A 20,382-nucleotide genomic window follows, 5' to 3' on the forward strand; every position below is an offset into this window, starting at 1 on the left:
GCGTGAATCGGGTCGAACAGTGGCAGGCCGACCTCGATGCGGCGGGCCAACTCACCCCCGAAGTCACGAATCGAATCCTGTCGGTTCACGACGACAGGGGCGCGCAGGCGATCGAAGCCGTCTCCGAGGGGCGAGTCAAAGAGTACCGGGATTTCACCGTCGTCGTGGGCCACGACGACGAGTACGTCGTGGAGGGGCACGGCTGTGGCTGTCGAGATAGCGAGTACAACCTCGACCCCGAGGACCCGACCGACCTCTGTTGGCACGTCATCGCAGTCGCTATCGCGCGCCGGGTGGACGAGGTTGACGACCACGACATGTGGTACTCCGACGTGCGAGACTTCTTGTAACGCTCGCCAGAAGGGAAACCGGGTGAAATCGGGGGCGGCGTACTCGCTCGTGGTGCTATCGGCAGTTGCGGCGGCGGGTCAAGAAATGTCGTCGGATACGAGTGCCGGGGTTACTGTGGGAAAATGCATACGGCGACGACGGGCGGGTTGGTGGAGGCCCCATACGGTCGTTCCGTCGAGGGCAACTTCGAACTCGGGAGTACCGAATTGAACCGTGAGTCACTCGGTGCAGACGTCCACGAAGTTTCGCAAGATTTGGAGGCCGGTTTCGCCGCTCTTCTCCGGGTGGAACTGCGTGCCGAACACGTTGCCGGCGTCGTTAGCGACGATGGCGGGGAACTCCTTCTCGTAGTCGGTCGTGGCTACGATCGCGTCCTCGTCGTCGGGCACCGCGTAGTAGGAGTGGACGAAATAGGCGTAGTCGCCGTCGATACCTTCCACGAGTGGGTGGTCGCGCTTCACGTCGAGTTCGTTCCAGCCCATGTGTGGCACTTTCTGGCCCTCGGCGAATCGGACGTTGGTACCCGGAATCAGGTCGAGTCCGCGCACGTCTCCCTCGCCTGCGCGCTCGGCCTCCTCGCTGGTGGTGAGCAACATCTGCATCCCGAGACAGATGCCGAAGACGGGCGTTCCGCTCTCGGCGACGTCGAGAAGTACCTCGCGGTACGGTCCGGCGTTTTCGACGCCTTCGCGGAACGCGCCCACGCCCGGGAGGACGACGCCCTCGGCCGACCGAAGCGCCTCGGGGTCGTCGCTGACTTCGACGCTCGCGCCCGCCCGTTCGAGTCCGCGCGTGACGCTCCGGAGGTTGCCGAGTCCGTAATCGACCACGACGACGGATGCCGTCTCCTCCTCCGCCCTGGTGCGCGTACGTTGAGTACTCATGCTTTACTATGGGACACTCGTGGGCAAGTCCCTTTCCCTTGGGGCAACTCCAGTGTATTATAATTATCCTATATTTCATTAATATAAAGAACTATTTGAATACCTAATATAATAAAATATAGATATGAAACGACGAAGCTTTCTCGGACTGCTGACGACGGCCGCGGCGGGCGGTCTCTCGGCGTCCCAGACGGTGGCAGCGGCAGACACGCAACTCGAACCCGGTACGTGGTACGACGCCACCATTACCGACGTTACGGACGGTGACACCGTCGACGTGACCCTCGACAGCGACGGTACGGAGTACGAAATCCGTGTTCTCGGCATCGACACGCCTGAAACTCGACGTAACAGTCGCTACGAGAACGTCGACGAGTGGGAAGGCATCGAAGACGACAAACACCTCACGAACTGGGGCGAGAACGCCAAAGAGTACGCCCAGAACGAACTTCCGGACGGAACCTCGGTCGAAATCGCGGTCGACTCCGAAGAAGAGGAAGAGGACGCCTACGGTCGACTCCTCGCGTATATCAAGTACGACGAGAGCGGCGACGGCTCGATGGACACCCTCTACAACCGCGACGTCATCGAGCAGGGTTACGCCCGCGTCTACGGTTCCAGCCTCACCAAACACGACGACTTCTGGAACGCCGAAGACGACGCCCGAGCCAACGGCGCCGGCGTCTGGGGTCCGAGCGACCCCCAGAACACCTCCGAGACGGGCGACGACCCGGTAGACGAGGTGTTCTTCCCGAACGTCTCCAGCGTCCGAACCGACACGGGCGGTCTCGCCGACTCGCGCGCCCCAGTCTACGCGCCGACGGACGCGAGCCAGAGCCTCGACGGTGGCTACGACTACAGCGGTGACATCCCGCTGGTCGGCGTGGACGAGGCCGTGAACACCGCGATGGTCGGCGGCCTGTTCGTCAACGAGGAGTACGACGCGTCGGGTCAGCACTTCGTCTTCCTGACGAACCTCATCGACTTCCTCTCGGGCAAGTCCGGACAGGTCCTCATCGACGGCGGCCACCACCAGTTCAACAACACCTACGCGTTGTCGAACGAGGACGCCGTCGACTACCAGCGCTACCTCGAAGGACAGGGCATCGCCTTCGAGCAGGTCAACACCTTCGACGGCGCGGGCGACAACGCACTCTCGACCGCGCGAGCCATCGTCGTCACCAGCCCCTACGAGGCCCTCACCACTTCCGAGACGGACGCGCTGAACACCTTCGTGAGCAACGGCGGCGCGGTAGTCCTGATGGGGAGCGCCAAGTCGTCGGCCAGCGCTCGGACGAACCTCGACGACGTGGCGGCCGCGCTGGGGTCGGACCTCCGACTCAACGACGACCAAGTCTTCGACGGGTCGGGCAACAGCAACTTCCAGACCTCGAATCTAGACACGACGAACTTCTCGCTCTGGAGTTCGTTCACCTGATTGGCGGCCGGCCGTTCCACGTTCCGTTCGCCAGAGGTGACGGAATCCCCTACGCGACGGTCTTCGACACTTCGTTCTCTCCGTTTGTCAGTACAGCAGACGAGATTCGACCCGTGTCTTCCGATTCTGAACTGATCTCGACCAGCCGTGTTCTGTGTCTTCCGACGAGCGTCTTTCCTCGGGAACGATTTGCACGTTACGAGGGGACTTCGGGTTTGTACGGGCCGAACGAACGTACGGTTCATAGGAAAAATAGGAAGACTTAACCGGCGTGTGTCTGAGGGGTAATACGATTCGGTCATGGCAAACCGACGAAAATTCCTCAAGACTACTGGTGTAATCGGGACGGTTGGACTCGCAGGCTGTATGGGTGGTGACGGTTCGGACGACGAGACCACCACGACCGCCTCGGACACGTCCTCCGGGACGGGCGATGGTGACGCGACCACCGAAGAGGCCGAGACGACGACGGAAGAACAGCTGAACTTCCAGAACGGTGAACTGAACTTCAACACTTCGCCCGCCGTCGCACAGGAGAAGCTCGAAGCCCAGTATCAGCCGATCCAGGAGTACCTCAACAGTGAGTTCGACGTCCCCGCAAAACTCCAGTTGGCGAACAACTACAGCGCCGTCATTCAGGCGCTGGGTGCTGGTACGTCCGACGTCGCCGAAACCGGCCCGTTCTCGGCCGCGTTGGGCGTCAAGGCAGAGAAGGCCGAAATCGTGCTTCAGCGGAAGGGTTACGGTACGTGGGAGTACAAGAGCCTCGTCATCGCGTCCAACGACGTGGACGTGTCGAACCTCGACGAGATGAAGACGTACATCGAGAACAACGACGACGTTACCGTCGCGTTCGCCGACCGACTCTCGGCGAGTGGCTGCCTGTTCCCGCTGTACGACCTGAAGCAGGCCGGAATCGAAATCGGCAACCTGCCCGAGTCCGGCGGAAGCGAGGCCTCGTTCAACCCCAACTTCTCCAGCCACACCGCGGCCTACGAGACGCTCAAGAACGGCCAGGCTGATTTCGCTGGTGTCGGCGGGTTCGTCCCCGGTCTTCAGGACGACTTCGAGGACAACGCCACCATCATCAAGGAGCACGACGGCCTGCCCCGCGCGCCCATCGTGGTCAGTCCCGAGCTGTCGGACGCCGAGAAGTCGGCCATCGTCGATGCCTTCACGAGTGCGCCTCAGAAGATCTACCACGGCAAAGACGGCGAAGAGGGTACCGACGACGACCTCTGGTTCAACGGCGTCCGCGAAATCAGTGTCGAGGAGTACCAGCCGGTTATCGACGCGGCCAACGAGCTGGGTCTCGGCGCAGACTACTTCAAGTAACGCCCTAAAATAAGCAGATAAATAAACAGTAACATTCGTTTTTAACTGATGCCAGCAGTCTCACTCGATAACGTTACCAAAATATACGGGGGAGATACGGTCGCCTTGCGGGACGTTAGCTTCGAGATTCCCGAAGGTGAGTTTGTGGTTCTCCTCGGCCCGTCTGGAGCGGGAAAATCGACCATGCTCCGCGTCCTCAACGGGTTGACCCAACCGACAGAGGGAGAGGTCATCATCGACCAAGAGCCAGTCCACGACGAGCGGAGCGAGGTCGGGATGGTCTTCCAGATGCACTACCTCATCGAGAGCATGAGCGCGTTCCGGAACGCGCTCACCGGCGCACTCTCTCGGTCGAACTTCGCCCAGAGCGCACTCACCATGTACCCCGAAGAGGACAAGCGCGCGGCGTTGGACGCGCTCGACACGGTCGGTCTCCTCGACGAGGCCGGACAGCGTGCGGGGTCGATGAGTGGCGGCCAGAAACAGCGCGTCGGCATCGCCCGAGCGCTCGTCCAGCAACCCGACCTGTTGCTGGCCGACGAACCGGTGTCGAGTCTCGACCCGAAGGCCGCCAAGGACGTGATGCGCTACATGAAGGAGGCCGCCAAGGAGCGCAACCTGACGACCATCGCCAGCCTCCATCAGGTCAACATCGCCCGCGAGTTCGGCGACCGGTTCCTCGGCGTTCGGGACGGCGAACTCATCTTCGACGGCGACCGCGAGGACCTCACGATGGACGTAGTCGACCAGATATACTACGGCGAAGACGGCAAAGAGCAAGCGGAGGATCTCGCCACCACGGCACCCGACCGAGGTGAGGACGATGAGTAGTTCCCGCATCGACGAGACGCTACGGACGCTGGAGCGTCGGCGGCGAATCCGGCAGTTGTTCGGCGTCGGCATTCTGGCCGTCGTTCTCGTGGTTACGTACTTCGGGCTGAACTTCATCGGCTTCGACCCGAAGGAACTCTGGGCGCAGGTCCCGCAGGAAATCGAGTTCGTCAAGGGCTTCGTGCCGCCGAACTTCGTGGACTTCACCGTCTACACATCGCAGAACGAGATTACGGGCCTGAAGGCGATTCCGGCTAGCTTCCGGAACTTCGGCCAGCCAATCGTCGAAAGTCTGACGACCGATAGCTCGTCGCTCGTGCGCCTCAGCATGGTGACGATCATCCTCGGGTTCACCGGGACGGTCATCGGCTTCCCGCTCGCGCTGTTCTTCGGCGTCCTCGGCTCCGAGCAGGTCACGCCGTTCCCGTTCAACTTCATCTTCCGGGGCATCATGAGCGGTATCCGCGCCATCCCGGCGCTGGTCTGGATTCTCATCTACGTGCCGCTGGCGGGCATCAACGAGGTCAGCGCGGTGCTAGCCATCGCCACCGACACCATCGGGAACCTCGGTCGCCTGTTCACCGACGAGTTGGAGGAGATCGAGGACGGTCCCATCGAGGCCATCCAATCGACGGGGGCTTCGCGCCCGCAGGTCATCGGCTTCGGAATGTTGAGTCAGGTCTCGACGTCCTACGTCGCGTGGACGCTCTACATCCTCGAAATCAACACCCGCATCGCCATCAGCCTCGGCGTCGTCGGCGCGGGTGGCGTCGGGCGGTACATCCGCCTGCGACAGGACCTGTTCAAGTACCAGAAGGCCGCAGCGGGCATCATCATGGTGTTCGTCATCGTCATCTCGGTGGAACTGCTCTCCTCGCGCATCCGCGCGCGACTCCGCCCGGACGAACACGAGAGTAAGTCCATCGTCGACGCCATCAAGGACCTCGCGGACGGCAGTAAGTGGCTCGGCACTGGGTCGAACAAGCCCTAATCAGTCGACCTCTTTCGGCTCGCGTCATTTCCGGCAATGAGTATAAATATCTTGGAAATACATCGTTAGGTCTAACAGTTATATTGATGTCTTATGGTGTGGTATAGGGACGTGACTCGGCGACGACAGCACGACCCTCGCTACTTCGTGAGCAAGTCGTGCCCGTACAGCACCGCGACTACGTCGTGACCACGCCACGACCGCGCCGCACTACAACTGCACCGCGAGTGCGCTGCGAACCGCGACTGCACCGCAACGGCAACGAATCGGCTAGCTACTGCTCGGGCCAATGAACACCGCTTCCGCACAGCACCGCCACTGCACGGCACCGCTTCCGCACAGCACCGCGCCCCCGTACCTCCCCGCACTGCGAGCGCCGACAGGCGCGAGCAGTGCGCGTCCCGTGGTAAATTACAGTTCCCACCGACCCAAACGCTGAAGAGCGCTGAGCGTCCCGTGCCGATATGGTCCCCCCAGAGACGAGTCGGCGAGCGTTCCTCCTCGGCGCGAGCGGACTCGGCACAACCGATCAGTCCACAGTCGGCGCAACCGGCCAGTCCGCGGTCGGCGTTCCGGGTATCGACACCGACCACGGGATTCGGTGGACGTTCGATACCAGAGAAGAAGCGACGGTGTACCCCGCGGTCCGGACGCGAGGAGTCGTCGTCACCCTCGTCCGGACGGAACCCGACGAGGAGATGCTGTACGAGGTCTACGCCTTCGACGCGGAGACAGGCGAGACGCGCTGGCGTCGGGAGTTGGACGGTCACTCGACGTTCCCGCGGGCGGTAGACGGGACGGCGTACGTCCCCGACGGCGACCGACTGCTCGCGCTCGACGCGACCGACGGGAGCGAACGCTGGCGACTCCGGGGGGAGAGCATCGACTTTCGGTCTCTCGCAATCGGCGACCGGACCGTCTTCGCCGTGGACGATGCGCGAGTGACCGCCGTCGACGCTACGAACGGCGACGAACGCTGGACGACCGAGGTGGGGAGCGACGGCCGACTCAGAGGCCCGACGCTCGACGGCGAGCGGGTCTACCTCGGCGGCCACCGCGGTTTCTACGCGCTGGACCGCGAGACCGGGCGCGAGCAGTGGAACGCCGAGACGCAACCCGGCGAGCGAGCGTGGGCCGCCGGAGTTCGAAACGGTCTGCTGGTCGGGTGGTCCGAGCAGGCCGTCTACGGACTCCGAGTCGCCGACGGAACGCGACGCTGGCGCACGTCCCACGACGACACCCGCCCGTTCCCCACGATGGGCACCGTCGGCGACGACACCGCCTACGTGTGGGGCCAGTCGCTGGCCGCAATCGACCTCCGAACCGGCGAGAAGCGATGGACGTTCCAGACCGACACCGTCAGAGGTAACAGTCCCGAACTCCACGGCGGGAGCGTCTACTTCCCCACCGACGAGGAGTTCGTCGCGCTCGACGCCGACTCCGGCCGCGAACGGTGGCGCACCGACGACAGGAGCCAACTCGGTTACTGGGGGAACGTCGTCGACGGACTGGTCTATGTCGTCGGCGAAACCGGGGCCGCCGCCATCGACGCCGGGTCGGGACGCCGACGCTGGACCCTCGACTTCGAGAACGACCGAGGACTCTGGGCCGACGCCGCGGGGGACCTCGCGCTCGTCGGCACCCGGGGAGGGACGCTGTACGCCGTGGACCGTCCCTCGGCGCTCGCCACCGCACCGGCCGCCACGGCCGAGCAGTTCGCCACCTCGCCGCCGGGTCTCGGACTGTTCGGACTGCTCGGCGCGGGCCTGCTCGGGGTCGGCTACCGCCAAGCGAAGCGCGGAATCCGCGAGAGCGACCCCGACGTCGAACTCGGCCGCCTCGACCGACTCGGCCGTGGCCCCGTCACCGAGACGTACCGCAAGCGCGTCCGGACCCCGGACGGACCGAAACTGGTCGCCGAGACGCGCCTGCTCGACGGCGCAGACGCCGAGACCCGGCGAGCGTTCGCCGAGGCGGTCGAACGGTGGGCCGACCTCGACTCCGACGCCGTCCTGCCGATTCGGGACTACGACGTCGGCCCGGACGGAGGCCCCGACACCGACTCGACCCCGTGGTTCGAGACGCCCTACGTCGCTGGCGGGTCGCTGGCCGACTCCTGGCCGATTGGCGACCGCGAGCGCGTCGAAGTCGCCTCCGGCGTCGCCCGGACGGTCCACGCCGCCCACCGCGAGGGCGTCGCTCACGGCCGACTCGTACCCCGACACGTCTTCGTCGGCGTCCCGAGTGAGACCCCACGCGCCCGAATCACGGCCGATAGCGTGCTGGTCGGCGGGTGGTTCCTCGCCGACGCGCTTGCGGGGGTCCGGGACGCGGACGACCCGTACGCTCCCCCGGAGCGCGATTCCGGCGGTTCTGGTGATTCCGGAGATTCCGGTGTTTTCGGCGTCAGCGACGACGTCTACCGCGTCGGTGCGTTGGCGTACCACTTGCTCGCTGGCGCGGTTCCGAGTCCGGACCCGACTCCGGCGAGTTCCCGGAACCGCGTACTCTCCGAGGAACTGGACGACGTGCTGACGCGAGCGCTCGCGGCCGACCCGGGCGACCGCTACGACTCGGCGCTCGCGTTCGACGACGAGTTCCGGTGGGCCGCGTTGGACCGCTAGCGACCCCTGACGGCCACGTAGCAGGCCGCGACGACGAGGCATCCGACGCCCGAGAAGAAGGTGGTCGCGCCCCACGCGAGCGGTGCGAGCGACGCGCCGTGCGAGCGCGGGGAACTGCGTCGCCTGCGCGCATCGAGATATATCAGCGACGCCAACACCAGTGGCACGAGGATGGCCGCGGCGGCGACGGCGAGCGATTCGGACTCCGGGACGAGCGTGGGAATCGGCAGGGCCATGAACCCGTTCTTCCGACGCCCGTTCCATTGTTATGTTCTCGTTACTGTCAGGTTGAAAACAGAAATGCCGAGGCGTGAGACGAACCGAGGCCGCTCAGAAGTCGCCGAGTTGCGATTGCCCGCCGGAGTCGTCGCCCGCCATCGCGGCGGCCTTGTCGAGCGCGGCGTCGAGGGCCTCTTCCTGACTGTTGTCGTAGAGGGTCGCCGCGGGGTGGACGCAGATGAGCAGGTCGCGGACCTCGCCGCCGAGGTCGACCTGCTCGACGCTCGCGGCTTCGGTCGTGACCGCCACGTCGCGGTCCAGCAGGTGTTCGCTCGGGACCTTGCCGAGGGTGACGACGACTTCGGGGTCGACCTGCTCGATTTCGGATTCGAGGTAGGGCCAGCAGTTCTCCAACTCCTCGACGGTCGGGTCGCGGTTCTCGGTCGGGCGACACCGCACGCAGTTGGAGATGCGCACGTCCCCGCGGGCCAGTCCCCTGTCTCGCAACTTGTCGTCCAGAATCGTTCCGCTCCGACCGACGAAGGGTTCGCCCTGCTGGTCTTCCTGCTCGCCCGGTCCCTCGCCGACGAACATCAGGTCGGCGTCGGCGGGACCGGTGCCGTTGACGATCTGGCTCCTGCTGTCTACGAGTGCGGGACAGCGCGTGCATTCGGTGACTTCGAGACCGTCCATTTCTCCCATACGTTGGGCCACGGGTTGGTGGTATTAAGAATCGGTGGCCTTCGCTCGCGGTCGCTACTCGCCGCTCCGCCGGAGTTCGTCGCCTGCCCGTGCCGACAACCTCGCCACCCGCAACGGCTCGGGCCGACCGCCCTCCGGCGTGAAGGCCCGGACCGCGTCCCGGGCCTCGCTCGCATCCACTCCGACCGACCGGACGAAGACGGTCTGGTCGTTGACCGAGAGTCGCTCTCTGGGAGGTTGGCGCTCGAAAATCTCTTTCCGGGCCGCCAGTTCCTCGCCTTCGAACTCGGCTTCGAGGGCCTCGACCAGGCCGGGACTCTCCTCGAACGTGACCGAAATCACGGGCCGCCGCGTCGCGTCCGCCACTCGGTGCAGGTCCACGACGTTGTACCACGCCAGCGCGATGCCCGCGACGAAGACGTATCTCACGTCTTCGCGGCCCAGGCCGGAAAACAGGTCGATGATAGCTTCGGTGGCGTCCGTTCCGCCGACGGTGCAGGTCTCGTAGGCGAAGCCGTCGGTGACGCGACTCGCCCGGGTGACGGCACCCGCCAGCGTGCTACGACGTTCCCGATAGGATTCGGCGATACCCAACGCACGGACGCCGGACTTCACGGGTCAGGTCTCGTTCTGTCCGTCGTCTTTGATGTCCTGGAGACGGTCGATGAGTTCGTCGTTCGAGGCTCCGATCTCGAAATCGACACTGCCTTCGTGGGAGTTTTCTTCGGTGTCGACGCCGTTGTCGTCGTCGAGGTCGGCGTCGTACTCCTGGTTTTCTTGTTCGGATTCGTCGTAGCTCCCAAATCCCATGACTGTTCGAATGTAAGCGCTTCGACCACTAAAGTCTCTTGCTGCCCGTCAGCGTTTTGAGGGGTGCGGCCGAACAGCCCGGCATGCAAGTACACGACGTCACCGCGGAGGCGGAGACGTTCACCTGTAACGCCTATCTCGTCGAGGGTGACCGGACCGTTCTGGTAGACGCCGGGAGCATGCCCGGCGTCGTGGACGCCATCGCCGAACACGTAGAAGACGTAGACGCGGTGGCGTTGACCCACCAGCACGGCGACCACGTGGCCGAGCTCGACGCCGTGCTCGACACCTACGACTCGGAACTCCTCTGTTACGACGACCACCCCCGACGGACCAGGAAACTCGAAGACGGCGACACGCTCCGAATCGGCGACGAGGAGTTCGAGGCGGTCTACTCGCCGGGCCACGCCGACGACCACCTCGCGTTCGTCTCCGAGTCGACCATCTTCAGCGGCGACGTGGTCGTGTACAACGACGGCGCGTTCGACGACGGGAGTTTCGGCCGGACCGACATGGCCGGGCAGTCCCGCGAGCGAGAAATCGAGAGCATTCGGACGATTCTGGAGCGACTGCCGGAGAACGTCGAACACATGTACGCCGGGCACGGCGACGAGTTCCACGGGAACGTGCGCGAGGTCGTGGAGCGTTCCCTGGAGCGGGCCGAACGTCGGGAACCGAAGTATCCCGACGAGTAGGCGTCGGCCGACGAGGAATCGACAATCGTTTTATCCTTCGGCATCCCGTTCCGAATCCAGACAGATGAAAGCCCAACGGAAAGTCGCGGCGTTCTTCGCGGAACACGACGTGGAAGGCGAACCGGCCTATCAGATTCTGGACCTCGCGTCGGAGGTCGGCGAAATCGCCAAAGACGCCGCTAACTCCACCGACTACGGGGCTGCGCCCGAGGAGTTGGACGTGAAGACCGACGAACTCGGCGACGCGCTGTTCTCCCTGCTCGCGGTCGCCGAATCGCTGGACGTAGACGCCGACGAGGCGCTGGACGAGGCGCTGGCGAAGTACGAGAAGCGAATCGAGGAGACCGGCGACCCGAGTTCGGGCAGGTAGCGACGCTACCTCCTTCCACTTCGTCTTTCCTGTAGTTCACCGCCGCGTTCTCCGGGACACTCCGAGAAGACGCGCTCGTCAGCAGTTCGGTCTCTGGATTCGAGCGAGGAGAGAAGTAACTAACTCCGACGACTACCCGGTAGTGAGACCGACGGCGGCCCGAGCGACCTCAGGCGTTGCGCGGTTCCTTGCTCTTCGGTCGGAGGTTGCCGTAGCCGCACTTTCGGCAGTTGTCGGCGCCGTTGGGGTTGCGAGCGTTACACCGCATGCAAATCGTCTTGTCGAGGATTCGCGCTTCCGCTTTCTCGAAGCTAGCCATACCGACGCGTTGGCCGTCATCGCATTTAAGTCTTGCAGAGTAGCGCGGGCGACGGTCGGCCGACCCGTCGCCGTCGCGGAACGACGGCGTTCCGCGAGAGCACGACCTCCCGTCGCTGTGGCCGTATTATCGATGCTTTGAGAAATAATTGCACTCGTTAGACACGACTACGCAGTTCCGTACGTCCTGACGACTTCCCTCCTCGACCGCGTGAAAACCTCACCAGTGAAAGCCTCATCCGCGAAAACCTCACCTTCGAACGACGACGCGACAGAGACGCCCGCAGCCGGTGGGTTTCTTCGTATAGACTGCGTGACCTCTCGGAAACCATCGAAAAGCTATACCACCGTCTCCGGCGTGGTTCGGCCATGGCCGACGTCTCACACGGCGCGGCCGAACTCGCACTCGTCCTCCTCGCAGTGAGCGTAGTCGTCGCCGCTCCCGCTGAGACGACCACCGCTACCGACGCACTTACCGCCACTACCGACGTAACTGCCGGAACGATACTCGACGATTCCTCGACGGTCACGACACTCGACCGGGCGGAAGACCCGGCCGACGAGACCACGAGGCAGTCCGGGCCCGTCAACGTGACTCGGAAGTCGGGCGTCGAGATCGAGTTCGCCTGCGACATCGTTCGGGTGTCGGTCCCGGAGGACACGGAGTACTCGCTGGTCGTCCACTACTTCGTCGCCGAGACCGGCGACTACGACCGAGGTCTGGTCGGCCCGGTCGAGGGAACGGTCGAGGAACCGTTCGACGCGGAAATCGTGTTCTTCGAGGTCAACGTCCTCGTCGGCGGGTCGGTCGTCGCGTCGGGATTCATCCCCGACGCGTGCCCGAACACGCCCGGGTTCGCGCTCGCCGGTTCCGACTCGCTCCCGACCACCGACTCGTCCTGCACCTCCGACTCGTCGCTTCCCGGCGACAAATGATAACTTCCCGTCCGGTGACTTCTGCGCCATGCCAGACGGAACCGCCGCCGCGCTCGTCGCGCTGGTGGCCGTCCTCGGGGTCGTCGGCCCCGCGGGTACCGCCGCGGGCATCTCGGCAGACCCCGGTCCAGCGCACGCCGACCGACCCGACCAGACGGACCGAGACGCGACCGAGATTTCCGGTTGCACCACCGTCACGGAACCCGGCGTGTACGTCCTCGCGGGCGACGTGACGAACGGGTCTCCGAGTCGCCCCCGGACCGGTCTCGGGGCCTGCATCGCAATCCGGGCCGACGACGTGACGCTCCGGGGTAACAGCCACACCGTCGCGGCAGGCGACGGCGGACAACCTGGCGTCGTCGGCGTGCTGGTCGGCGGGCGCGAGCGCACCTCGAACGTCACTGTCAGGGGCCTCACGACGACGGGATGGGGCGCTGGCGTCGCCGTCATCGGAGCGGCCGACTCCACGTTCCGGAACGTCTCGGCCGTGAACAACCTCGGCGACGGATTCTTCGCGGAGCGCGCGCCCGGCGTCGAAATCCGCGGCGGGACGGTCCGAGGGAGCAACACCGGCGTCTTCGTCCGCAATGCTCCCGGCGCTCGCCTTGCGGGCCTGACCGTCGAGGAGAACGTCGCGGGCGTCTCGGTTCGGAACTCGGACGGCGCGACGGTCGAACGCGTCGTTGCCGGCCGAAACCGAGCCTACGGCGTCGGTCTCTTCAGGTCGGCGAACGCGACGGTCGCGGACTCGACGATTGCCGGGAACGGCTTCGCTGGCGTGGCGCTGTCGCGCGCCGACGACAACCTCCTGCGAAACCTCACGTTAGCACCGAGATCGTCGTCCGGCGAGGGCGACGCCGTGGGTGTCTACCTGAACGACTCCACCGGCGTCGCCCTCGTCGGCGTCTCGGTGGCCGACTCGCCGGGGTGGTCGATGTACGCGACCGGCGGTTCGACCGCCGCGGGCGAGCGCGTCAGACTCGGCGAGACGTGCCTCTCCTTCGAGAATCGCGACGTGGCGCTCGACTCGGCGACCGACGCGCCACCGCTTCCGACCGAGCGACAGGTCGTCGCGGGTCCGATTCTCGCCGTTCCGACCGCGGCCGACGCGCGACTGTCGCTGTCGGTCGGCTACGACGACGCCGCGGTCGAGCGCGCGAGCACGACCGAGGACACCCTCTCGCTCTGGCGATTCGACGGCGGCGAGGGCTGGCGGCGAGTCGAGTCGGTCGCGGACGCCGAGCGAAACCGCGCGTCGGCGACGTTCGGCAATCTGAGCCGAAACGGGACGGTCGTCGCGCTCGTGGGTGAGGGACTCGCGGAGGCCGAAAACGAGACTGACGCGGAGTAATCAGTTCGCCTGCTCTTCTCCGGCGTCGAGGTACTCCTGCTGGATTTCGACCACTTCGGTCGAGTCCTCGCAGTCGGCGTATCGCCGGAGGGGTTCGGCATTGAGTTCGAGGAAGGTCTCGCCCCACGTAAATTTCGAGAGTATCTGCTCGGCCTGCTCGCGGTCGCCCAGAATCACGAGCGCGGCGGCAAACGCCTCGACCGTATTCAGACGGAAGGGCTTGCCGTAGTTGACGGGGTTGGCCGCCACGAGGAACGGGAGTGCGCGGTGGACGCCCGGCATCTCGAAGAGGGCCTGTCCGGCGGTCTCCCACGAGCAGTCGAGCGCGACCAGCGTGTCGGTCTCGGCGCGGTCGGCCGGGGAGAGCGCCTGCTCGGCGTGGGGGTTCAGCACGATGCCGTAGGGGGTCGCTCCGGCGCTCCGGTGGAGTTCGGCGAGGTCGAACCGCGCCAGTTTCCGGGCCGTACACTTGTCGGGGTCGTCGTCGCCCTCGTAGCGGACGTGGAGATTCACTTCTCTGGCGGGAGGTTGGTGGCAGGCGGTGAAAAGTGACTCGTTCACGGTGGCTGTCGTGGGTCGCGGAAACGGTCAGAGCGCGACCAGCAAGTCGGTCACGTACATGATTCCGAGACCGCCGAGGAACGCGAGGAGATTGGTCGCGCTCGCCACGCGACCGCCCGCGCTCCGGACCATCCGGACGATTTCCCAGTCGACCTGCGCGATGGCACCCACGCCGACCGCGAGGAAGAGCGCGCCGACCGTCGGCGAGTACGCGAGGCTACCGATCCACCCGCCGAGGATGACCGGCGCACCGGCCAGCAGGCCGAGCGCCACGAAGTGGTACCATCCCGGTCGCTCGCCACTGGCGACCGGCGCGACGACCGCTGGACCCTCGGTCACGTTGTGGAGCATGAATCCGACGACCAGGAACGTCCCGAGCGAGACGCGGCCGAGCGCGAACGAACTCCCGATGGCGAGTCCCTCAGCGAGGTTGTGGAGGCCGATTCCGAGCGCGACGAGGTAGGCGACCCACAGACCGCGGTTGGCCCACGCGACACCCGCGTCGGACCGCCTCTCCCGCCACGCGCTCATCGACTGGACGAGCAGGAACGTGCCAGCGGCCCCGAGGACCACGAGTGCGGTCCCCTCGAACGCGCTGGGGACCTCCTCGGCGAGTTCGAGTGCCTCGAACCCGGCGTCCACCGCGAGGAACGCCAGAATCCCGGCGGCGAACACGAGGACTGCGTGGAGCCAGCGGTCGCTCATCGATTGGATGTAGGGGAACCACGCCATCCCGAGCGCGACGGGGACGACGCCGACGAACAGGCCGATAATCGCCAGCGTCCAGAGCAGGTCGAGGCTGAATCCGGGCGTCTGACTCGGTGCGACGATCGTGTGATGGAACGTCGCGCCGTCGGAGAGAACGAGTGCCGCTTCGAGGTCCCAACCGGGGTTCCAGTGGTAGGGGACGACGACGCGGGCGGTCTCCATCGGGGCGAGCGTCCGGTCGCCGCCCGCCCCCTCGACGCGGAAGTTCCAGTAGGCCTCGCCCACGAGCACCTGCGAGATAGTCACGGACTCGGGACCGTTGTTCGTCACGTGGAGCACCATCGTCTCGTCGTTCGGGAGCGTCGTGTGCGTGACCGCGACGTCCGGGAGCGGTTGGCCGCTCTGGACCCCCGCCAACGGTGACGTGAACACGAACAGGCCGAGAACGAGCGCGAGAAGTGCGAGCGGCAGGAGCGCGCTCACCCACCGCGGAAGCCCGAAGGGCCGGGGCCGCTCCCGGTCGGTCGCGACGCCGCCGTCGGTCGTTGCCTCCGGTCGGTTCGAGTCGCCGGTCGTCGTCTCGGAGCGGAGAGAGTCGTCCCTCATTCAGACCACCTCGAAGAAACTCATCCAGCCGAGTTCGGCGAACTCCGACTGGTGGGCGTGGAACATGTACAGCCCCGGTTGGTGGTCGGAGTAGTCGAGTTCGACGATGCCGCGCTGAGCCTGACACTGCATGACGGTATCGATAGTATCGTGCGTCGGCGTCAGGGCCGTCCCGTGGTCGTAGTAGTCGAAGAACTGCGAGTGGGTGTGCAACGAGTTGACGGGGTCGAACTCGGTCGTGTTGACGAGATAGACCCGCTGGCGTTCGTTCTTGTCTATTTGGATGGGACGCTTGGTCTCGCCCGGTTGCCAGTTGCCCTCGCCGTCGGTCTGGCCGACGCCGTAGGCGAAGGCGCGGGTGTTCGCCGCGTACACCTCGTTGTCGCCGTCGAAGTTGGTGTCGAACGAGTTCATCACGACGACCATCTCGTCGACCGCGTCGTTCTCGGAGTATTCGTGGTTCCGACTCTTTGCCTCCTCCACGAGTCGCGTGCGGAACTCGTCGGTAATCGGTCCCCGATAGTCGGTGTACTCGCGGGGGTTCTTCCGGACGCGCTCGGGGTCGGGGTCCACGACGATAGTGCCGTAGAGGCCCCGATGGAGGTGTTCCTTCAGCGGAAGCGAGTGGCAGTGATAGAAGTGGACGCCGGCGGGTTGGGCGATCCACTCGTACGTGAACGACTCGCCCGTGTCGAGCACGCCCGGTCCGTTCTGGGGAGTTCCGTCCATCCGCGGGTTCAGGTTCTTGAGGTGGGGATGGATGGTGTGGGCGTGGCGGCCGAGATTCCGAAACTCGATCCGTATCAGGTCGCCCTCGACCGCCCGAATCGTCGGTCCCGGCACCTGCCCGTTGTAGCCCCACGCCGAGAACTCGACGCCCGGCGCGATGGATATCCTCGTGTCGACGGCGGTGAACTCGAACTCGCGGACGGTCCGGCCGTCCTCCTCGGAGACTCGCTGTGGGACGGCGTCCTGTCCGCTCCGCCCCGTGTTGAACGTCCGCAGGAACTCGTGCGGGTCGAAGTCCGTGTCGCGATACTCGTCGACGGCACCGAAGTTGCCGTGTTCGCGATCGTCGTCCTGATGTTCTTCGTCGGCAGTACCGACGCCGGCCAGCGCCCCGGCCCCCGCGACGCCGAGACCGCCGAGGACCGTCCGACGCGAGACGGGCGCGTCTACGCCCGTTATCGACTCTCTCAGTCGCGTTTCGAGCACCTCGGTCAGCGACCCGGCCTCGTCGTAGTTCATCGAGGGCACCTGCGGTCACCCCTGTCGAGTCCGCGACGTCCTTCGCTCACACTGCCCACCATGCGTTTCGTCGACATGGCTATCGCTAGTCTTTGCGGTGCCAAACAGAATAAATCTTGCTACCACATCTATTTTTTAGACGTCTCTAATTAAGACCGCGCCGACCGACAGTAAGTTGCCGGGCCGAAACGGAGCGTCATCTCCCCGTCCCGCACGACGGAAGCGCTCGCTCGAAAACAGAGACGTGTCCGGACCAAGACCGGAGGCCGGTTCGTCGTCGACACCGACGTCCCCGGACCGACGACGGTCCGCGCGTGGTTCGTGAGTCCCTCGAAAGCGGACCCCGGTCGACTCACGGGAATTCCCGCTGTATTCGGACCCTATCGCGTCACTCAGCGGCGGGAATACCGGTTGCTCACTGGTATCGCGGTGTTACTCGTGCCGCTTCGCGTCACTCGTAGGCCGCGATACCAGTGAGGTCCTCGCCCAGAATCAGGGTGTGAATGTCGTGGGTGCCCTCGTAGGTGTAGACGGTCTCCATGTTGGCCATGTGGCGCATCGGCGGGTAGTCGGTCGTGATACCGTTCCCACCGAGCATCTCGCGGGCGACCCGCGACTGGTCGCGGGCCATCCGGACGTTGTTGCGCTTGGCCATCGAGACGTGCTGAGGTCGCAGGTCGCCGCGCTCCTTCAGGTCGGCGAGTCGGTGCGCCAGCAGTTGGCTCGTCGTGATCTGGGTCGCCATCTCGGCGAGCTTCTGCTGTTGAATCTGGAACCGACCGATGGGACCGCCGAACTGGTCGCGCTCGGTGGCATACTCGCGGGCCGTCTCGAAGCTGTCGCGGGCCGCGCCCACCGCTCCCCACGCGATGCCGTACCGGGCCTGCGTGAGACACGAGAGCGGGCCTTTCATCCCCTCGACGCCGGGGAGGACCGCGTCCTCCGGGACGTACACGTCGTTCAGTCCGATTTCGCCCGTGACCGAGGCTCGCATCGAGAGCTTCTCATCTATCTTGTTGGTCGTCACGCCATCGGTGTCGGTCTCCACCAGGAAGCCCCGGACCGGGTCGTCCTCCGCCGAGCGGTCCCGCGCCCAGACGACCGCCACGTCGGAAATGGGGGAGTTGGTAATCCACGTCTTCGAGCCGTTGAGGACGTACTCGCCCGCGTCCTTCTCGGCGTACGTCTCCATCCCCGAGGGGTTCGAGCCGTGCTCGGGTTCCGTCAGGCCGAAACAGCCCACGAGTTCGCCCGTGCCGAGACCCGGAAGCCAGCGTTCCTTCTGCTCCTCGGAACCGTAGGCGTAGATGGGGTACATCACGAGCGCGCCCTGCACGCTCGCCATCGAGCGAATGCCGGAGTCGCCCGCCTCCAACTCCTGCATCAGGAGTCCGTAGGCCTTCTCGCTCACGTTCGGCAGCCCGTACCCCTCCAGGTTCGGCGCGTAGAAGCCGAGTTCGCCCATCTCGGGGACGAGTTCGGTCGGGAAGGTGCCCTCCTCGAAGTGGTCGGCGATGTCGGGCTTGACCTGCTCCTCGACGAACCGGCGGGCGGTGTCGCGAATCATCCGCTCCTCCTCGCCGAGGTCGTCCTCCAGTGAGACGTAATCGAGCATGACGGGAGTTGTGGGCGGAACCGTGAAAAACACTCCTACTCGCTCGCAAGTGTTTCCGAGTCGTCCAGCGTCCGGGTAGACGCCGGCCGGCCGTCACACGTCGACGTTCTCGTCTCTACTGGCCGCGATGTCGAGATACGCGTCGGCCTGTTCGGCGTAGGGGCCGCGCTCGACCAGCGAATCATCCTCGTCGTAATCGACGAGGCCCATCATCGACAGTTTCGGCAACTGGGAGTGGCGAAGCGAGGTGAACACGCGGCTGCAGTGCTCCTCGGACACGAGGTCGATGGGCTTGTTGGTCTCCCACGACGCGACGGTGTCCACCAGCTCGCGGAGGTCGAGAGGACCTTCTGCTTCCCGCAGGGCGACGAGGACGTACCGACTGCGCTTCGAGGACAGCGCGTCGAAGACGTTGTCCTGCGACAGCGGGGGAACGTCGAAGTCGGGTTCCCGCGGGGACGGAGCCGGTGACGCCGAACGTCCGTTACTGTGGGCTGTGTCGTCTTTCATTTCCCTATGATAGTCACCGAACGGGGGTGGCTTTGGTGGTTCACTAGTAATGGTCTTTAAATAGTGAATGCTACCAAACCGTCGGAGTGCGTAGACGTACCTCCGTGAGATGTCCAAGCGAGACGGTAGGTAGGGCTTTCGGTTCCGGCTATCGACGGACACGTGCGAGGCGCTACGTGAGAGACCACGGAAGTGCTATCGGTGGTCGTCGGAGCGCTCGCGGTAGTCGCGTTCGAATTCGCCAGTACCTCCTCGTCGCCCCGACCAGCAGCTAGTCCTACCAGACGAACAAATACGAAAACTAAAGAAACATATGTATTTCTCTGGAGTTTGTAGAAATGGGCGAGGAACGTAAGAACATTTCCGAAACGATTCTACTCTACGCCGAAACGATTCTACTACGCTGAGACGGCCTCGTTTCCGCCCGAAGCGTCCGCGTCGCGCACCTCGCGGACGTACTCGCAGAAGTTCTCGAAGACCAGTTTGGCCTCGCAGGCCGCCCGGTAGTTCTCGTCGTTGATGCCCGCCAGCACCTCCGCCATGCGGTCGTCCGGCAAGTCCTTGCCCTTCGTGACCGACTCGGCGGTCTCGGCGTCGTACTCGGGGTGGAACTGGACCCCGAACACTCGGTCCTTCCTGAAGGCGTGGTTCGAGTAGTCGTTGGCCGCGATCTCCTCGGCACCCGGCGGGAGTTCGGCCACCGCGTCGGAGTGGGTCGTGAAGACGGTGAACCGCTGGTCGATGCCGTCGAACAGCAGCGAATCGCCCGTGTGTTCGACTTCACGGTAGCCGATTTCGTACTCGCCCATGTCGCTGACCTCGCCGCCCAACACGTCGGCCAGCAGTTGGTGGCCCCAACAGACGCCGAGGCAGGGCAGTCCCGCGTCGATGGCGTCTCCGACCCAGGCTTTCGTGGGCGCAATCCACTCTTCGTCCCAGTAGACGGACGACCGAGACCCGGAGACCACGACTCCGTCGAAGTCGAGGGTCTCGGGCAGTTCGCCGCCCGTCGCGTCGAACTCCACGAGGTCGGCGTCCAACTCCCGCCGGAAGTTCCGCCGGGTGTCGGTGCCGTCGTGGGCGGCGTTGACGAACGCGATTCGCAGTCGACTCATTATCGGACACAAAACACTCCCGGGTCAAAAGAGGTTCTGCTATGGGGAGTTCTGCCGGTATCCGTGACCGACGGTGATTTCGGACGACATCTGAGGACGAGCGCATCCTGATCGTCGGCGGCACCGAGCGCACCGCGACGACGGTGACGCGGAGCTCGACGTGT

The 20,382-nt window shown here is 64.9% G+C and carries 22 protein-coding genes; 10 read left to right on the plus strand and 12 right to left on the minus strand.

What is annotated here, in order from left to right; genetic code table 11:
* Window positions 1-2: 2 nt before the first annotated feature.
* A complete protein-coding gene (locus E2484_RS06170; protein ID WP_137284352.1) occupies window positions 3-350 on the plus strand; it encodes a hypothetical protein in 348 nt (115 codons plus the stop codon).
* Window positions 351-569: 219 nt separating this feature from the next.
* Here E2484_RS06170 and hisH read toward each other — a convergent pair whose 3' ends face one another.
* Window positions 570-1,235 carry an imidazole glycerol phosphate synthase subunit HisH gene (hisH, locus tag E2484_RS06175; protein ID WP_137284353.1) on the minus strand — a complete coding sequence of 222 codons (666 nt, stop codon included), beginning with the start codon at window positions 1,233-1,235 and terminating at the stop codon, window positions 570-572.
* 124 nt (window positions 1,236-1,359) lie between these two features.
* On the opposite strand from hisH, the gene E2484_RS06180 reads away from it, so the two are divergent.
* The 5 genes from E2484_RS06180 (at window position 1,360) to E2484_RS06200 (ending at window position 8,454) form a co-directional block, all read left to right on the plus strand.
* Window positions 1,360-2,673: a DUF4350 domain-containing protein gene (locus tag E2484_RS06180; protein WP_137284354.1), complete on the plus strand. Its 1,314-nt coding sequence runs from the start codon at window positions 1,360-1,362 to the stop codon at window positions 2,671-2,673.
* Window positions 2,674-3,039: 366 nt separating this feature from the next.
* Window positions 3,040-4,008, plus strand: a complete 969-nt coding sequence (locus tag E2484_RS06185; protein ID WP_321111964.1) for a PhnD/SsuA/transferrin family substrate-binding protein — start codon at window positions 3,040-3,042, stop codon at window positions 4,006-4,008.
* Window positions 4,009-4,056: 48 nt separating this feature from the next.
* Window positions 4,057-4,839, plus strand: coding sequence for a phosphonate ABC transporter ATP-binding protein (gene phnC, locus E2484_RS06190; RefSeq protein WP_137284356.1), 783 nt, complete (start codon window positions 4,057-4,059; stop codon window positions 4,837-4,839).
* Complete coding sequence (gene phnE / locus E2484_RS06195; RefSeq protein WP_137284357.1) at window positions 4,832-5,830, plus strand: phosphonate ABC transporter, permease protein PhnE; 999 nt, start codon at window positions 4,832-4,834, stop codon at window positions 5,828-5,830. Before phnC ends, phnE begins: the two co-directional genes overlap by 8 nt.
* A gap of 464 nt (window positions 5,831-6,294) precedes the next feature.
* The gene (locus E2484_RS06200) at window positions 6,295-8,454 is read left to right on the plus strand and encodes an outer membrane protein assembly factor BamB family protein (RefSeq protein ID WP_137284358.1); all 2,160 of its coding nucleotides are present in this window, start codon (window positions 6,295-6,297) and stop codon (window positions 8,452-8,454) included.
* Here the strand turns inward: E2484_RS06200 and E2484_RS06205 are convergent.
* The 4 genes from E2484_RS06205 to E2484_RS06220 all read right to left on the minus strand — a co-directional run bounded on the left by E2484_RS06205 (window position 8,451) and on the right by E2484_RS06220 (window position 10,185).
* Window positions 8,451-8,690 (minus strand): hypothetical protein, encoded by a 240-nt coding sequence (locus tag E2484_RS06205; RefSeq protein WP_137284359.1) that lies wholly within the window; start codon window positions 8,688-8,690, stop codon window positions 8,451-8,453. The two genes, E2484_RS06200 and E2484_RS06205, sit on opposite strands and share 4 nt — an antisense overlap.
* Window positions 8,691-8,784: 94 nt before the next feature.
* Complete coding sequence (locus E2484_RS06210) at window positions 8,785-9,375, minus strand: uracil-DNA glycosylase (RefSeq protein ID WP_137284360.1); 591 nt, start codon at window positions 9,373-9,375, stop codon at window positions 8,785-8,787.
* Window positions 9,376-9,429: 54 nt separating this feature from the next.
* On the minus strand, window positions 9,430-9,990 hold the full coding sequence (locus E2484_RS06215; RefSeq protein ID WP_137284361.1) for an endonuclease dU: 561 nt from the start codon (window positions 9,988-9,990) through the stop codon (window positions 9,430-9,432).
* A gap of 3 nt (window positions 9,991-9,993) precedes the next feature.
* Window positions 9,994-10,185, minus strand: a complete 192-nt coding sequence (locus tag E2484_RS06220) for a DUF5786 family protein (protein WP_137284362.1) — start codon at window positions 10,183-10,185, stop codon at window positions 9,994-9,996.
* Window positions 10,186-10,268: 83 nt separating this feature from the next.
* Here E2484_RS06220 and E2484_RS06225 point away from each other — a divergent pair, with 83 nt between their 5' ends.
* Together E2484_RS06225 and E2484_RS06230 are read left to right on the plus strand one after the other, a co-directional pair.
* A complete protein-coding gene (locus E2484_RS06225) occupies window positions 10,269-10,880 on the plus strand; it encodes an MBL fold metallo-hydrolase (RefSeq protein WP_137284363.1) in 612 nt (203 codons plus the stop codon).
* A gap of 64 nt (window positions 10,881-10,944) precedes the next feature.
* A complete protein-coding gene (locus tag E2484_RS06230; RefSeq protein WP_137284364.1) occupies window positions 10,945-11,250 on the plus strand; it encodes a MazG nucleotide pyrophosphohydrolase domain-containing protein in 306 nt (101 codons plus the stop codon).
* A 169-nt stretch (window positions 11,251-11,419) separates the two neighbouring features.
* On the opposite strand, the gene E2484_RS06235 is transcribed toward E2484_RS06230, so the two are convergent.
* Window positions 11,420-11,569, minus strand: a complete 150-nt coding sequence (locus E2484_RS06235) for a 50S ribosomal protein L40e (RefSeq protein WP_137284365.1) — start codon at window positions 11,567-11,569, stop codon at window positions 11,420-11,422.
* A 368-nt stretch (window positions 11,570-11,937) separates the two neighbouring features.
* Here E2484_RS06235 and E2484_RS06240 point away from each other — a divergent pair, with 368 nt between their 5' ends.
* Together E2484_RS06240 and E2484_RS06245 are read left to right on the plus strand one after the other, a co-directional pair.
* A complete protein-coding gene (locus E2484_RS06240; protein ID WP_137284366.1) occupies window positions 11,938-12,504 on the plus strand; it encodes a hypothetical protein in 567 nt (188 codons plus the stop codon).
* Between the two features lie 28 nt (window positions 12,505-12,532).
* Complete coding sequence (locus E2484_RS06245; protein ID WP_137284367.1) at window positions 12,533-13,855, plus strand: right-handed parallel beta-helix repeat-containing protein; 1,323 nt, start codon at window positions 12,533-12,535, stop codon at window positions 13,853-13,855.
* Here E2484_RS06245 and E2484_RS06250 read toward each other — a convergent pair whose 3' ends face one another.
* From E2484_RS06250 to E2484_RS06275, 6 genes are all read right to left on the minus strand, one after another.
* Window positions 13,856-14,368 carry a DUF367 family protein gene (locus E2484_RS06250; RefSeq protein WP_137285315.1) on the minus strand — a complete coding sequence of 171 codons (513 nt, stop codon included), beginning with the start codon at window positions 14,366-14,368 and terminating at the stop codon, window positions 13,856-13,858.
* A gap of 75 nt (window positions 14,369-14,443) precedes the next feature.
* Window positions 14,444-15,730 carry a ZIP family metal transporter gene (locus tag E2484_RS06255; RefSeq protein ID WP_137284368.1) on the minus strand — a complete coding sequence of 429 codons (1,287 nt, stop codon included), beginning with the start codon at window positions 15,728-15,730 and terminating at the stop codon, window positions 14,444-14,446.
* Window positions 15,731-16,978, minus strand: coding sequence for a multicopper oxidase domain-containing protein (locus E2484_RS06260; RefSeq protein WP_321111967.1), 1,248 nt, complete (start codon window positions 16,976-16,978; stop codon window positions 15,731-15,733).
* Between the two features lie 451 nt (window positions 16,979-17,429).
* Complete coding sequence (locus tag E2484_RS06265) at window positions 17,430-18,593, minus strand: acyl-CoA dehydrogenase family protein (RefSeq protein ID WP_137284370.1); 1,164 nt, start codon at window positions 18,591-18,593, stop codon at window positions 17,430-17,432.
* 93 nt (window positions 18,594-18,686) lie between these two features.
* Window positions 18,687-19,103: a DUF7344 domain-containing protein gene (locus E2484_RS06270; protein WP_137284371.1), complete on the minus strand. Its 417-nt coding sequence runs from the start codon at window positions 19,101-19,103 to the stop codon at window positions 18,687-18,689.
* 398 nt (window positions 19,104-19,501) lie between these two features.
* Entirely contained in the window at window positions 19,502-20,218 is a 717-nt protein-coding gene (locus E2484_RS06275; RefSeq protein ID WP_137284372.1) for a type 1 glutamine amidotransferase, read from the minus strand.
* Window positions 20,219-20,382 lie beyond the last annotated feature (164 nt).

The organism is Halorussus salinisoli (genome assembly GCA_005239435.1).
GTDB lineage: Archaea > Halobacteriota > Halobacteria > Halobacteriales > Haladaptataceae > Halorussus > Halorussus salinisoli.

Excerpts from the sequence above, each read along its gene's own strand:
- hisH (WP_137284353.1), bottom strand. The coding sequence starts at position 1,235 with ATGAGTACTCAACGTACGCGCACCAGGGCGGAGGAGGAGACGGCATCC.
- E2484_RS06180 (WP_137284354.1), top strand. The coding sequence starts at position 1,360 with ATGAAACGACGAAGCTTTCTCGGACTGCTGACGACGGCCGCGGCGGGC.
- E2484_RS06185 (WP_321111964.1), top strand. The coding sequence starts at position 3,040 with ATGGGTGGTGACGGTTCGGACGACGAGACCACCACGACCGCCTCGGAC.
- phnC (WP_137284356.1), top strand. The coding sequence starts at position 4,057 with ATGCCAGCAGTCTCACTCGATAACGTTACCAAAATATACGGGGGAGAT.
- phnE (WP_137284357.1), top strand. The coding sequence starts at position 4,832 with ATGAGTAGTTCCCGCATCGACGAGACGCTACGGACGCTGGAGCGTCGG.
- E2484_RS06200 (WP_137284358.1), top strand. The coding sequence starts at position 6,295 with ATGGTCCCCCCAGAGACGAGTCGGCGAGCGTTCCTCCTCGGCGCGAGC.
- E2484_RS06205 (WP_137284359.1), bottom strand. The coding sequence starts at position 8,690 with ATGGCCCTGCCGATTCCCACGCTCGTCCCGGAGTCCGAATCGCTCGCC.
- E2484_RS06210 (WP_137284360.1), bottom strand. The coding sequence starts at position 9,375 with ATGGGAGAAATGGACGGTCTCGAAGTCACCGAATGCACGCGCTGTCCC.
- E2484_RS06220 (WP_137284362.1), bottom strand. The coding sequence starts at position 10,185 with ATGGGATTTGGGAGCTACGACGAATCCGAACAAGAAAACCAGGAGTAC.
- E2484_RS06225 (WP_137284363.1), top strand. The coding sequence starts at position 10,269 with ATGCAAGTACACGACGTCACCGCGGAGGCGGAGACGTTCACCTGTAAC.
- E2484_RS06230 (WP_137284364.1), top strand. The coding sequence starts at position 10,945 with ATGAAAGCCCAACGGAAAGTCGCGGCGTTCTTCGCGGAACACGACGTG.
- E2484_RS06235 (WP_137284365.1), bottom strand. The coding sequence starts at position 11,569 with ATGGCTAGCTTCGAGAAAGCGGAAGCGCGAATCCTCGACAAGACGATT.
- E2484_RS06240 (WP_137284366.1), top strand. The coding sequence starts at position 11,938 with ATGGCCGACGTCTCACACGGCGCGGCCGAACTCGCACTCGTCCTCCTC.
- E2484_RS06245 (WP_137284367.1), top strand. The coding sequence starts at position 12,533 with ATGCCAGACGGAACCGCCGCCGCGCTCGTCGCGCTGGTGGCCGTCCTC.
- E2484_RS06255 (WP_137284368.1), bottom strand. The coding sequence starts at position 15,730 with ATGAGGGACGACTCTCTCCGCTCCGAGACGACGACCGGCGACTCGAAC.
- E2484_RS06260 (WP_321111967.1), bottom strand. The coding sequence starts at position 16,978 with ATGAACTACGACGAGGCCGGGTCGCTGACCGAGGTGCTCGAAACGCGA.
- E2484_RS06265 (WP_137284370.1), bottom strand. The coding sequence starts at position 18,593 with ATGCTCGATTACGTCTCACTGGAGGACGACCTCGGCGAGGAGGAGCGG.
- E2484_RS06270 (WP_137284371.1), bottom strand. The coding sequence starts at position 19,103 with ATGAAAGACGACACAGCCCACAGTAACGGACGTTCGGCGTCACCGGCT.
- E2484_RS06275 (WP_137284372.1), bottom strand. The coding sequence starts at position 20,218 with ATGAGTCGACTGCGAATCGCGTTCGTCAACGCCGCCCACGACGGCACC.